Here is a 12,677-nt window from a genome sequence, read left to right as displayed (position 1 = left end):
GACGACCGCCGGTCGACGGCCGTCACGATGAGACACTTCGATCCAAGGCCGTCACCGGGGACTGCGTCCATGAAGGAAGCACGCAGGAATGGGGAGAGATGACCGAGTCGCTGGGCCCGCTGCTCCGTCGGCTCCGGCACGAGGCCGACCTCACGCTCGAGCGGCTGTCCGAGCTCTCCGGGGTGAGCGACCGCACGATCAGCGACATCGAGCGCGGGGCGAGCCTGGGGCCGCAGCGGCGGACCGTCGACCTTCTGGCGGACGCCCTCAGGCTCCGGCCCGATGCGCGCGAGGCGCTCCTCACCGCCGCCCGCGCGGGCCGGCACCGCCCGGCGGAGGGTCCCCGGTCACCGCTGCCGCTCCCCCGTGCCGTCGCCGACCTGGTCGGGCGCGACGCCGAGCTGTCGGCCGTCGCCGAGCACGTGATCTCCGGCGAAGACGTGTCGCCCTCGCCGCTGGTCGTGCTCTCCGGGCCGGCGGTGCTCGGCAAGACGGCGCTCGCCGTACGGGTGGCCGGCGACGTGCGCGACCGGTTCGACGCCGTGCGCTTCATCGACCTCGGCGGGTTCAGCGGGCGCCCGCTCGAACCGCTCCTGGTGCTCCGCCGCCTGATCCAGGCGTGCGATCCCGCCGTCCGGTCCATCCCGCACGACCTGGACGAGGCCGCCGCACTCTGGCGCGGCGTCCTGGACGAGCGCCGGGTCCTGGTGGTCCTCGACAACGCCGCGGGCGAGGAGCAGGTGCGGCCCGCCCTGCCCGCCACCGGCCCGTCCGCGATGATCGTCACGGCCCGCCGTCCGCTGGCCGGGCTGGACGCGTCGCTGCGGGTCTCGCTCCACCGGCTCACGCACGACGACGCCGTGACGCTGCTGCGCCGCATCATCCCCACAGACCAGGCAGCGGAACCTGACCTGCACCGGCTCGCGGACCTCTGCGACGGCTGCCCACTGGCCCTGCGTATCGCCGGCAACCGGGTGGCCAGCCGGAGCGCCTGGACCGCGGGGGCGCTCGCCGACCGGCTGGCCTCCGAGGAGCACCGCCTCGACGGGTTCCGGGCGGGCGACCTCGAGCTGCGCAAGGCCTTCGGAATGTCCTACGACGACCTTTCCGACGCCGCACGCACGCTCTTCCGCCGTCTGGGCACCGTGACCGGGCAGACCTTCACCGCCGAGTTCGGCGCCACGCTCGTCGAGAGCGACCGGTACACCGCAGAGGACCTGCTCGACGCGCTGGTCGACCTCGGCCTGCTCGAGGCCGCGACACACGACCGCTACCACCTGCACGACCTGCTGCGCATCTTCGCGAAGGAACGCCTCCTCACGGACGAGGGGGCCGACAGCGAGGCCGGGCACGCGGCACGGCTGCGACGCTGGGTGCTGCGCACCACCATCGACGCCGGGAACTGGTTCGAGCCCGGCCACGGGCACGGGCCCGCGCAGCCGGGCCTGGTCGACCTGTCGACCCGCGCGGCCGCGAGCGCCTGGCTGCGCGACGAGGCCGACCACTGGTTCAACGCCCTGCGCGCGGCCGCCGCCGACAAGGACGACACCACGGTGGTCCAGGTGGCCGAGTCCCTGCACTGGTTCTCCGACCTGTGGGTGCAGTGGGGCCAGTGGCACCAGGTGTTCGCCGTGGGGGTGGAGTCCGCGGAGCGCCTCGCCGACGACGACGCGCTCGCGACCCAGCTCGGCTACCTGAGCTGGGCCGAGCTCTACACCCGCGACGACCCGGCCCGCGGGCTGGAGCACGCGCGGCGCGCCCGGGACGTCGCGCGACGCGCCGGCAACCGCGACCAGGAAGGCTGGGCGCACTACTACATCGCCTGGTGCGAGCTGCTTCTCGGCTCCCCCGACGACGCCGTGCGCAACGCCCAGGAGGCACGCCGGTGCTTCGAGGAGGTAGACGACGCGGCAGGGCTCCTGCAGACGCATCGCATGCTCGCCGAGGCCCTCACCCTGCTCGACCGGCGCGACGACGCCATCGAGGCCGACCGGGACGCCGTCGACCTCATCGAGCAGCACCCCGACCGGTTCCCGCGCGACATGGCGCTCACGACACGGCTCGCGGCGGCGTCCGCCATCGTCAAGAACCTCGTGGTGCTCGGTGACGGCGAGGCGGCGCTCGCCACCGCCGACGACGCCGCGTCCACCGTCGACGAGCTGGACGTACCGGCCCACCGCGCCATGTACCTGCGGGCCCGCGCCCTGGCGCTCGCGGCGACGGGCCGGACCGCCGAGGCCGCAGCCGACCTGCAGCGCGTGGTGGACATCCGCGAGGCCATCGGCGACAGCAAGCGCGCCGACGTCGCCAGGCGGCAGCTCGAGGAACTCACAGGTACCGAGCGTGCAGCGGGCCGCACGCCGCGTCGACAGTGACACCGAGCCGGCGACGTCGTATCGCGTGAGTCCTGGGCCAGGTCCCGGCTCGGAGGGCTGTCCGTGGAGCGTGCCGCGCGCGATACTGGCCAGATCGCTGCAGAGAGGACCGCACGTCCGGAGACCGCGGGCGAGGTGCTGACCCTCGCGGTCGGGGACCTCGTGCGCGAGATCCAGGAGCGCGTCCCGGCGGCGCTCGCCGACGAGCCTGACGCCGCGCACCGGCTGCGCACCTCGGTGCGGAGCCTGCGCAACGTCCTCGCCGCGTTCCGCAGGTATCTGGACAAGGACGCGACGGCCGAGCTGCGGTCCCGGCTCAAGGAGTGGGGCGACGCGCTGGGGCGGGCGCGCGACCTCGAGGTCCGCGCCGCGCAGGCCGGCGCCGCGGCCGACACAGCCGGTCTCGACGCGACGACGCGCTCCGCCCTGCTCGAGCCGCTGCGGACGGACCACGAGCGCGCCCACGCCGAGGCTGTGCGCTGGACCAGGTCGGGCCGCGGCCGCGACCTCGCGCGGTCGCTGGAGGCGTGGGCCGTCGAGCCCCGGCTGGGCGTACGTGCGTCGCGACGAGCCAAGGAGGCCGTCCGCCGCACCGTCCGGCATCAGGCTGAACGCACCCTCGATGCGGCAAGCGAGCTCGCCGACCTCGAGAGCACCCACGAGCTGCGGAAGGCGGCGCGCCGGCTGCGGCACACCTGCGACGCGATCACCCGCGCGCCCGTCGGGCTGCTCGGCCGCCGCACCAAGCGCCTCGGCTCCGCCGGGCACCGGCTCCAGTCCGTGCTCGGTGATCACCGCGACGCCCTGCTCCTCGCCGAGCACGTCCGCACCCACGCGGCGGGTTCGGCGGAGTACGACGCCGTCGTCGGCGTGTGCCAGGAGCGGGCACTGACCGCCCTGGCGGACCTGCCGGCCGCGCTCGGCGAGCTGGAGGCCCGAGCGCGATGGCTGTGCTGACCCGCCGGGCTCGCCGACCGTGCGTTGGCCGGGCGTCCCCGCTGGTGCCGTTCCTGACCTCACGACACCCGAAAGAAAAGTGAAAGCGGCGGTGAACTTCTCGGCGCAAATCTGCGGATCGCGTGATGGACGCGGGTCGGAGGCCGCGGCACCCAGGTTCAGCGCTTACCGTCGTCTAGTCCTGCCAGCCGTTGCCCGCCCAGCCGCTGTCCGCCGCCCACGAAGGAGCCTCCGTGCAACTGTTCGACCTGGTGCTTCTCGTGGTGCTGTTCATGGCCCTCATGGCGGGTCTGAGCCGTGGCCTCCTGGCCACGCTCGGCGGCCTGATCGGGCTCGTCGTCGGCGGCGTCGCCGCCTTCTGGGCGGTCCCCGCCGTCAACGACCTGCTGCCCACCTCCGAGTGGCGCGGGCCGGTATCCGTCGCGGTGGCCATCCTGCTGCCGGTGTTCTGCGCGTCCGTCGGGGCGGGGATGGGCCGGAGCCTGCGCCAGGGCGTTGACCGCACCTCGCTCCGCCCGCTCGAACGGCTGCTGGGCGGGGTGGCGAACGTGGGCGTCGTCGCCCTCGCGCTCTCGTTCGTCGGCAACGCGGTGAGCGCCACGGGCGCGCCCGGCGTCGCCTCGGCGGTCTCGTCGTCCACCGTCCTGCGCACCATCGACGAGCTGACGCCGCCCGCCGTGGGCCGGCCGCTCGCCGAGATGCGTTCCATCGTGCTCGACGACGGCCTGCCGCGGCTGAACATCCTGATGGTGCCGCGCGACACGCCGGTGGTGCCCGCCGTCGACCTCGACAACGCCGAGCTGGAGGCCTCCGCACAGTCGGTGGCCCGGATCTCGGGCATCGCGTACGCGTGCGGGAAGAGCTCGACCGGGTCGGGCTTCGTCGTGGCGCCCGACCGCCTGGTGACCAACGCGCACGTCGTCGCGGGTGTGGATCTTCCGGTGGTCGAGCTGCCCGGCGGCGAGGTCCGGGAGGGTCGGGTCGTCTACTACGACCCCGTCGACGACCTCGCGGTGATCGCCGTCAACGGGCTGGCCGCCGACCCGCTCGACATCGCGCCGACCCTGTCGGTCGGCGACCGCGCCGTCGTCCAGGGCTATCCCTACGGTGGCCCGTTCACCTCGGGCAGCGCCGGGGTGCTCAGCGTCAGCACCACCCGCGTGCCGGACTCGTACGGGCGCGGCGCGAACGACCGCGAGGTCTACTCGCTGGCCGCCGAGGTACGTCCCGGCAACTCGGGAGGCCCGCTCCTGACCACCGGCGGCGACGTGGCCGGCGTCATCTTCGCCCGCGACGTCTCCGAGGAGAACGTCGGCTACGCGATGACGAGCGCCGAGCTGCTCCCGGTGGCCGACCGGGCCACGGAGCTGGACACCGCGGTGTCGACGGGGCAGTGCGCGAGCTGACCGCCTGCCGCCTGACCGCCCGACCGCATGGAGCGGCTGGGACGGCTGCCGGCGAGGAGAGTGTGACCGCGCCGGGTCAGGCCGTCGCCCGGTAGACGAAGCCGGCGAGCGGCGCGTGCACCTTCCAGCCCAGCGCCTCGTACAGGGCGCGGCCCTCGGCGCTCGCGCCGAGCACACCCGTCGAGGCGCCCCGTACGACGGCGTCGTTCGCGAGCGTGCGCATCACCAGGCTGCCCAGGCCGCGGCGCTGGTGAGCGGGATCCGTCTCCACCTGGTCGACGACGGCGCTCTCACCGGTCACCGCGATCTGTCCGCGGGCGGCGACCGCGCCGTCGGTGGAGAGCACACGGACGAAGGTCACGCCCGCCCTGGTCTCGGAGGTGACCGCATACCCGTCCGGGGCGCGCACCTCCGACGGACGCAGCTGGGTGGCCATGAGAAAGGTCGGCGGCCCGGACGTCCAGCCGGGCGGGAGCCAGGACGCGACGCGCTCCGGCGCGACGAACGCCTTGAGCCACGTGTTCGGCACCGTGACCGACCCGGCGACCCTGCGGACGGCGGGCTCGACGGCGGCCTCGTCGGCGTCGAGCAGCACGTACCGCGCCACGTGGTGCGGCAGGCCGACCTCGATCCGGAAACCCTCCGCCTGCTCGACGGGCGGTTCGGTCCCCCGCGAGACCGCCCAGCCGAGCACCCATTGGCGTGCGAGCCGCGTCACCATCGTTCCCCTTGCGTCCAGTTTCGTCCGGTGCCGATCTGTCTCGTGGCAGCCTGATGCTATCGAGCGGTCTCCAGGTCGGTCGCTGCCGACCGGCCGCTCAGCATCTCCTCGAGCCGCCCGGCATCGACGTTCGCCCCGAACACCGGCGTGCCGGGCTCCATGCGAATCCCCTCGGCGAGCTTTCCGACGACCACCGGGTCGAAGCCGAGCGCGTCCACGAGAGCGGCCACCGCCGCGACGTCGGCCGGGTCGTCGCCGGCGATCCCGATCGCCTTACGGCCGGTTGCGTCGCGGCCGGGCGTACCGGCCGTCCGGGATCCGTCCTCGAGGTCGTGATAGCCCATGTGGTTGAACGCCTTGACCACGCGCGCACCCGGAAGCGCGGCCTGGACGAGCTCGCTCGTCGACTCCCCCGGCGGCAGGATCCCGTCGCGCGGCCCGTCGATCTCCCACCAGTGATTCATCGAGTCGACGACGAGCTTGCCCTCCAGCGCACCGGCCGGGATCGAGCGGTACTTGCCGAGCGGCAGGGCGAGGACGACGGCGTCCGCCTCGCGGGCCGCCGTCTCCCCGTCGACCGTGCGGGCCCCCGGAGCGAGGACCTCCACGGTGAGCGCGATCCGGGCCGGGTCGCCGGAGCCCGCCACGAGCACGCGGTATCCGGCCGCGACGGCGAGGCGGGCCAGGACGGTGCCGACCTTGCCGGCACCGAGGATGCCGAGGGTGCGCACAGGAGCGACCGCCATCACGCGACCTCGACCTTCGCCGGCTGCTCGGCGAGCAGCTCGCGGACCATCGGGATGACCTGCGTGCCGTAGAGCTCCACGGCGCGCAGCCGGTCGCTCGCGCCCACGGCGCCCGCCGAGGAGTAGATGAGGTCGAACCGGCCGACGTCGAGGGCACCGATGGCGCGGGCCATCTTGCGGGCGACCGTCTCGGGCGAGCCCACGTAGAGGGAGCCCTCTGCGACGTCCGCCTCGAACTCCTCGCGGCGCACGGGCGGCCAGCCGCGCAGGGCGCCGATGCGGTCCCGGATCACCTTGTACCCCGGGTAGAACAGCTCCATCGCCTTCTCGTCCGTCTCGGCGACGAAGCCCGGCGAGTGCATGCCCACCGGGTACGCGGTGGTGCCGAGCTCCCTGGCCGCCCGGCGGTAGAGGTCGACGTACGGCACGAACCGCTCGGGCGCGCCGCCGATGATCGCGAGCATCAGCCGCAGCCCGTACTGGGCGGTGCGGATCACCGACTGCGGGGAACCGCCCACGCCGACCCAGGTGGTCAGGCGGCCCGAGTCCGTCTTGGGGAAGACGTCGGCGTTCTCCAGCGACGGCCGCAGCGTGCCCTCCCAGGTGACCGGCTTCTCGTCGAGGAGCTTTACGAACAGGTCGATCTTCTCCTCGAACAGCTGGTCGTAGTCGCGCAGGTCGTAGCCGAACAGCGGGAACGACTCGGTGAACGAGCCGCGCCCGAGGATGACCTCGGCCCGGCCGTTGGACAGCGCGTCGACGGTCGCGAACCGCTGGAAGACCCGCACCGGGTCGTCGGAGCTCAGGACGGTCACGCCCGAGGCGAGCTTGATGTTCGAGGTGGTGGTCGCGATGCCGGCCAGCACGGTCTCCGGCGTGGAGATCGCGAACTCGGGCCGGTGGTGCTCGCCGACGGCGATCACGTCGATCCCGATCTGGTCCGCGAGCACCGCCTCCTCGACGGTGCTGCGGATCGCCGCGCCGTGGGACATGACCTCGCCGCGGTCGTTCCGCGGCAGGTCGCCGAAAGTGTCGATGCCGAACTCGATGTCGCCCATGGGGACTCCTCCACGACTGCCCTGCACATTTGATTGACGTGTCAATCATGTACCCGATATGGTTGACACGTCAATCACTGGAGGTCACCGTGACGAACACCACGCAGCGCCGGTCCCGGCAGTCGCCGACGGCGGACGAGCTGCGCATCTGGCGCGGGTTCATCGAGACCGCACGCGAGCTCGACGCACGGCTCAGCAGCCGCCTGCACGACGAGTCGGCCCTCTCGTCGGGCGACTACACCGTGCTCCTGGCGCTGAGCGAGGCACCCGGGCGCCGGCTCCGTTCCTCAGCGCTCGCCAAGGCGGTGGACTGGGAGCGCAGCCGCCTCTCCCACCACATCCGGCGGATGGAGGGACGTGGCCTGATCCGCCGCGACGACTGCGCCGTCGACTACCGCGGCGCCGAGGTGGTCATGACCGACCAGGGGGCGCAGGCCTTCCGCAGCGCCTCGGTCCCGCACCTGCGAGCCGTGCGCGAGCTGTTCGTCGACGCCCTCACCCCGGAGCAGCTCGACCAGGTCGAGGACCTGACGGCCGCCCTTCGGACGAGCCTGGACGCGAGCGCCCCGGCGTGACGCGGCGGCGATGAGTCCGACACGCGTGCGTTCGCTCCGGGGCTATCGCCCGGCCGCCAGAGCGACCGCCAGCTCCTCCAGGAGGTCGTAGCCCTCCTGCATGCCGCCCTCCATGCCCGAGCCGATGATCAGGTCCCGCAGCTCCTTGCTCGAGGTGACCGTGCGGACCGTGAGCGTGGTGCGCCCTTCCCGCTCGGTGAGCGTGTAGTGGTTCAGGGTGGGCTCCGAGTCGCCGTCGGGCGCCCCCTCGTAGACCTCCGTCTGCACCATGCTCGCCGGCGCGTCGATCTCGCGGAACTCGCCGTGGAAGCCCACCTCGAACCCGCCGTCCGCCGTCATGACGTACCGCCACGCGCCGCCGACGCGGAGGTCGACGGACGCGCTCGTCACCGTCCCGCGCTGCCCGGCCCACCAGCGCTTGATCAGGTCGGGCTCGGTGAGCACCTTCCACACGAGGTGGCGCGGTGCGTTGAACTCCCGGGTGACCAGGATCTCGGTGTCGCTGGGCAGCGTCAGGACCGCGCTGCCCTTGGTGGTGGTAGCCATGTCAGTCTCCTCTTCCTGTTTCCTCTGTGGTTGCCGTTGACGACCCGGATGCCTCGGATGCCTCGGACGTCGTTCGGGTGAGCTCGTCGAGGACGTCGTCGATCAGGTCGAACCGCTCGTTCCAGAGCCGTTCGTACCGGACGACCCAGTCGTGGACCGCGCGCAGCGGCGCGCCGTTCACGCGGTACAGGCGGCGGCGCCCGTCGTCGCGCACGTCCACCAGGCCCACCTCCCTCAGGACCCGCAGGTGCTTGGACACCTGCGGCTGGGCGAGCCCGAGCAGCTCGGTCAGGTCGCCCACCGCGAGCTCGCCGCCGGCCAGGGCGTCGAGGATCTCGCGACGGCGCGGCTCGGCCACCGCGTTGAACGCGTCGGTCGTGGTCGCTGCTCGTGCCATGCCTCAAACATATACCCATATGGGTATGTGTCAAGAGGCGGAGTGTCCCTGACCCCGGGTAGCGTGAGGGGCATGACGACGACCTCGGAGAATTCGCAGTACCTGCGCCTGCTGGGCGAGCAGGTGGGCCACGAGCTGGCCGCGCACCTGCAGTACGTGGCGATCGCTGTCTGGTTCGACAGCCACGACCTGCCGCAGCTGGCCGCGCACTTCTACCGGCAGGCGCTCGAGGAGCGCAACCACGGGATGATGATCGTGCAGTACCACCTGGACCGGGGTCTGCCCGTGCAGATCCCCGGGACCCCCGCGGTGCGCAACGACTTCGGCGACGTGATCGAGCCGCTGCAGCTCGCGCTGGACCAGGAGCAGCAGGTCACGCGACAGATCGAGGCGATCTTCCGCGCGGCGCGCGAGGAGGGCGACGCCCTGGGCGAGCAGTTCCTCATGTGGTTCCTCGAGGAGCAGGTCGAGGAGGTCGCCGCGGCGACCACTCTCGTCACCGTCGCCAAGCGGGCCGGCGACAACCTGTTCGACCTGGAGAACTACGTGGCGCGCGAGACCATCGGCGACGCGGGCGAGTCCACCACCGCCCCGAGGGCCGCAGGCGGATCCCTCTGACCCACCTCACCCGTTGAGTACCGGGTATCTGCTCCTTTCCTGGCTCGGGAAGGGTAGATACCCAGCACTCAACGGTCTGGGGTCGAGCGGGCGTAGCGCGCGGTCAGACGGCGGAGGTGGGCGACGAGCTCCGGCGGGCCGGTGACGTCGAAGTCGGCGTCGAGCAGCCCCAGGTGCGCACCGAGCGTCTCCACGGTGTCGGCACCGGTGTCCAGCACGCACGTGTGCTCGTCGACGCGTTCGACGACGCCGACCGCCGGGCTGATCCGTTCGCCCACCACCTCGGCAGGGGCGTGCACGGTGACGCGCGCCCGGTAGCGCCAGGCCGCGGCGGAGACCCTGCTCGACACGTACGCCGCGACGTCGTCGGGCAGCTCGCGCGGAGCGAACCGCGGACCGTTAGGGATGCGCGGCCGCATCCGGTCGACGCGGAAGGTCCGCCAGTCGTCCCGGTCCAGGTCCCACGCGAAGAGGTACCAGCGGCGGCCCCAGCTGACCAGCCGGTACGGCTCGACGGCGCGCACGGTGGCCGCGCCGGAGTGGTCCGCGTAGTCGAACCGGAGCCGCTCACGGTCGCGGCAGACGGCGGCGAGCGCCGTCAGGATCTCTGTGTCGACGGACGGCCCCGCGTCGTCACGGGGCACCGGCACCGTATAGGTCTGCAGCGCGCTGACCCGGCGACGCAGCCGGGACGGCAGCACCTGCTCCAGCTTGGCCAGCGCCCGGAGCGACGCCTCCTCGATCCCCGCGATGGCGCCGCCCGTCGCCGTGCGGAGCCCGACGGTGACCGCTACCGCCTCGTCGTCGTCGAGCAGCAGCGGCGGCAGGTCCGCGCCGGCGCCGAGGCGGTAGCCGCCGACGTTCCCGCGGGTGGCCGTCACCGGATAGCCGAGGTCGCGCAGGCGCTGGACGTCGGTCCGTACGGTCCGCCCGCTCACCCCGAGCCGCTGGGCCAGCTCGGTACCGGTCCAGTCGCGCGGAAGCTGAAGGAGTGAGAGGAGGCGCAGGAGCCGCGCCGAGGTTTCCAACATGGCTCAAGAGTCCCATGCCATGAGGAAGCAAGTCTTCCTAATGGGCCGTCAGAGTTGAGACATGGACATCAACGAGTTCCACATCGACATCCCCCAGGCCGACCTCGACGACCTCGACCAGCGCCTCTCCCGCGTGCGCTGGACCAACGAGCTGCCCGACGCCGGCGGCGACTACGGCGTCCCGCTCGAGTACCTGCAGGGCCTCGTCCGGCGCTGGCGCGAGGAGTACGACTGGCGCGCCTGGGAGGCGCGGCTCAACCAGTACCCGCAGTTCACCACGACCATCGACGGGCAGAACGTGCACTTCATGCACGTCCGCTCCCCTGAGCCGGACGCGACTCCCCTGCTGCTCACGCACGGCTGGCCGACGACGGTCGTCGAGTACCTGGACGTGATCGACCGCCTGAGCGACCCGCGGGCACACGGCGGCGACCCGGCCGACGCGTTCCACCTGGTGATCCCGTCGGTGCCGGGCTTCGGCTTCTCGGGCCACACCACCGGCAAGGGCTGGAGCCGGTACCGGATCGCGAAGGCGTGGGCCGAGCTGATGCACCGCCTCGGGTACGAGAAGTACGGCGCGCACGGCAACGACGGCGGCTCCCTCATCTCGCCGGAGGTCGGGCGCTGCGACCCCGAGCACGTGCTCGGGGTGCACGTGACCCAGATCTTCTCGTTCCCGTCCGGCGATCCCGCCGAGCTGGAGGGCCTGTCGCCGGAGGACCAGAAGAACGTCGAGTTCCTGGCGTGGTGGCTGGAGAACGGCGGCGCGTACGACAAGCTGCAGTCGACCGCCCCGCAGACCCTCTCCCACGCGCTGGCGGACTCGCCGGTGGGACAGCTCGGCTGGAACGCGCAGCTGCTCGGCCCGAACCTCGACCCCGACTACGTGCTCACGAACACGATGATCTACTGGCTCACCAACACGGCGGCGTCGTCGGCGCGTCTCTACTACGAGGACTTCCACGCCACGGACAAGCCGACAGAGCCGACCACCGTGCCGATCGGGCTGGCCAACTTCGCCTGGGACTTCCACTCGATCCGCGCGTTCGCCGAGCGGGACCACAAGAATATCGTGTCGTGGAACGTCTACGACACGGGCTCCCACTTCGCTGCGCACGACGCACCGGACCTGCTGATCGACGACATCCGCGGGTTCTTCCGCCGGCTGCGCTGAGCGCGGGCAGTCACTTCCGAACCAAGAGCTTCCGCATGGCGGCCACCTCACCAGGGATCGGCCGGCGGCGGCGGAGCGCCGTCGGCGCTTCCCGCAGGGCTCGGACCACGCCGGACCGGTGGTCCGGGCCCTGCGCCGCGACGTGACGAATCTGGCCGACGGCGTCGCGCCACGGCAGCCGCATGAGCGCGGTGAGCGTTGCAGCACGGGCCATCCCGTGCTGCCGCTTGCCCGGCGGCTGCCGGCTCGGGGAGGGATGGTGGTGCACCACCACGTCCCCGAGGTAGGACATCGCCCAGCCCCCTGCCGCGAGGTCGAGCGCGAGCCGCTCCTCCTCACCGGGGAACCGGACGATCGTGTCGAACCCGCCCGAGGAGAGGAACGCGCTGCGGCGCACCATCGCGGCACAGGCGACGAAGCCGAGCAGCGGCCGGCCGGGCGTGTCACCGTCGGGCGGCAGGGGCGACGCCGCCATCAGCTCGCTCACCGGGTCGACGCGTTCCTCCGGGCCCACGAGGATCCTCGCGCAGACGAGGCCGAGCCGTGGATGCCCGGCGAGCACGTCCGCCGCCGCCCGGAGCGCGCCGGGCGCCCACCACGAGTCGTCGTCGGCGAACGCCACGAACTGCGTACCCGCGGCTCGCACCCCGACGGTCCGAGCCGCGGCCCCGAGGTTCTGGGGCAGCCGGATCACCGTGACGCCCGGGTGCGCGATGGTGACGGCGTCGGCGCTGCCGTCCGCGGAGCCGTTGTCCACCAGGATCACCGGCGCACGGTGGAGCGGTAGGGACGCGAGCAGGTCGCCGCGCCGGTTCCGGCTCGCGACCACGACGGTGACACGATCGTCCTCGGCTTCCACCGTGGTCCTCTCAGCGATTCGACTCGTCGGGCACTTCCAGCCTGGGCGCGGGTCCACCCAGCCGCATCTGGGGCGACGGCGGGGTGCCGGCCGGGTGGCGGGCGGGCATCGGCGGCGCATCGGCATGGCGTGCGCCGGGCGCGGGCCTGCAGAGATAGCGTCGGGCATCGCGCCCGAGTTGCGGGACACCCGACTCGTGGAACTCTGGCCCAGC

13 protein-coding genes are annotated in these 12,677 nt (G+C 72.6%); 6 read left to right on the top strand and 7 right to left on the bottom strand.

Annotation, left to right across the window (positions count from 1 at the left end):
• Positions 1-98: 98 nt before the first annotated feature.
• The 3 genes from AB0I32_RS13905 (at position 99) to AB0I32_RS13895 (ending at position 4,738) form a co-directional block, all read left to right on the top strand.
• Entirely contained in the window at positions 99-2,375 is a 2,277-nt protein-coding gene (locus AB0I32_RS13905) for a helix-turn-helix domain-containing protein (RefSeq protein ID WP_357506849.1), read from the top strand.
• A gap of 63 nt (positions 2,376-2,438) precedes the next feature.
• On the top strand, positions 2,439-3,332 hold the full coding sequence (locus tag AB0I32_RS13900; RefSeq protein WP_357506847.1) for a CHAD domain-containing protein: 894 nt from the start codon (positions 2,439-2,441) through the stop codon (positions 3,330-3,332).
• A 233-nt stretch (positions 3,333-3,565) separates the two neighbouring features.
• Complete coding sequence (locus AB0I32_RS13895) at positions 3,566-4,738, top strand: MarP family serine protease (RefSeq protein ID WP_357506845.1); 1,173 nt, start codon at positions 3,566-3,568, stop codon at positions 4,736-4,738.
• Positions 4,739-4,814: 76 nt separating this feature from the next.
• Here AB0I32_RS13895 and AB0I32_RS13890 read toward each other — a convergent pair whose 3' ends face one another.
• The 3 genes from AB0I32_RS13890 to AB0I32_RS13880 are packed head-to-tail and all read right to left on the bottom strand — an operon-like array spanning position 4,815 to position 7,263.
• Positions 4,815-5,456 (bottom strand): GNAT family N-acetyltransferase, encoded by a 642-nt coding sequence (locus AB0I32_RS13890; RefSeq protein ID WP_357506843.1) that lies wholly within the window; start codon positions 5,454-5,456, stop codon positions 4,815-4,817.
• Between the two features lie 59 nt (positions 5,457-5,515).
• Entirely contained in the window at positions 5,516-6,205 is a 690-nt protein-coding gene (locus AB0I32_RS13885; RefSeq protein ID WP_357506841.1) for an NAD(P)-binding domain-containing protein, read from the bottom strand.
• Positions 6,205-7,263, bottom strand: coding sequence for an LLM class flavin-dependent oxidoreductase (locus AB0I32_RS13880; RefSeq protein ID WP_357506839.1), 1,059 nt, complete (start codon positions 7,261-7,263; stop codon positions 6,205-6,207). Before AB0I32_RS13880 ends, AB0I32_RS13885 begins: the two co-directional genes overlap by 1 nt.
• Positions 7,264-7,352: 89 nt before the next feature.
• Between AB0I32_RS13880 and AB0I32_RS13875 the strand changes: the two genes are divergently transcribed.
• Entirely contained in the window at positions 7,353-7,838 is a 486-nt protein-coding gene (locus AB0I32_RS13875) for a MarR family transcriptional regulator (protein ID WP_357506837.1), read from the top strand.
• Between the two features lie 42 nt (positions 7,839-7,880).
• Here the strand turns inward: AB0I32_RS13875 and AB0I32_RS13870 are convergent, their stop codons facing one another.
• Together AB0I32_RS13870 and AB0I32_RS13865 are read right to left on the bottom strand one after the other, a co-directional pair.
• Complete coding sequence (locus tag AB0I32_RS13870; protein WP_357506835.1) at positions 7,881-8,384, bottom strand: SRPBCC family protein; 504 nt, start codon at positions 8,382-8,384, stop codon at positions 7,881-7,883.
• Between the two features lies 1 nt (position 8,385).
• Positions 8,386-8,781: a metalloregulator ArsR/SmtB family transcription factor gene (locus AB0I32_RS13865; protein ID WP_357506833.1), complete on the bottom strand. Its 396-nt coding sequence runs from the start codon at positions 8,779-8,781 to the stop codon at positions 8,386-8,388.
• A 72-nt stretch (positions 8,782-8,853) separates the two neighbouring features.
• On the opposite strand from AB0I32_RS13865, the gene AB0I32_RS13860 reads away from it, so the two are divergent.
• Positions 8,854-9,399, top strand: coding sequence for a ferritin (locus tag AB0I32_RS13860; RefSeq protein ID WP_357506831.1), 546 nt, complete (start codon positions 8,854-8,856; stop codon positions 9,397-9,399).
• 68 nt (positions 9,400-9,467) lie between these two features.
• On the opposite strand, the gene AB0I32_RS13855 is transcribed toward AB0I32_RS13860, so the two are convergent.
• The gene (locus AB0I32_RS13855; protein ID WP_357506829.1) at positions 9,468-10,430 is read right to left on the bottom strand and encodes a WYL domain-containing protein; all 963 of its coding nucleotides are present in this window, start codon (positions 10,428-10,430) and stop codon (positions 9,468-9,470) included.
• 61 nt (positions 10,431-10,491) lie between these two features.
• Here AB0I32_RS13855 and AB0I32_RS13850 point away from each other — a divergent pair, with 61 nt between their 5' ends.
• Complete coding sequence (locus AB0I32_RS13850) at positions 10,492-11,604, top strand: epoxide hydrolase family protein (RefSeq protein ID WP_357506827.1); 1,113 nt, start codon at positions 10,492-10,494, stop codon at positions 11,602-11,604.
• 10 nt (positions 11,605-11,614) lie between these two features.
• Here AB0I32_RS13850 and AB0I32_RS13845 read toward each other — a convergent pair whose 3' ends face one another.
• Entirely contained in the window at positions 11,615-12,463 is an 849-nt protein-coding gene (locus AB0I32_RS13845; protein ID WP_357506825.1) for a glycosyltransferase, read from the bottom strand.
• Positions 12,464-12,677 lie beyond the last annotated feature (214 nt).

This window comes from Promicromonospora sp. NPDC050249 (assembly GCF_040656015.1).
Classification (GTDB): Bacteria; Actinomycetota; Actinomycetes; order Actinomycetales; family Cellulomonadaceae; genus Promicromonospora.
The sequence above is the reverse complement of the archived record's forward strand: the minus strand, read 5'-3'. Positions and strand labels throughout refer to the sequence as shown.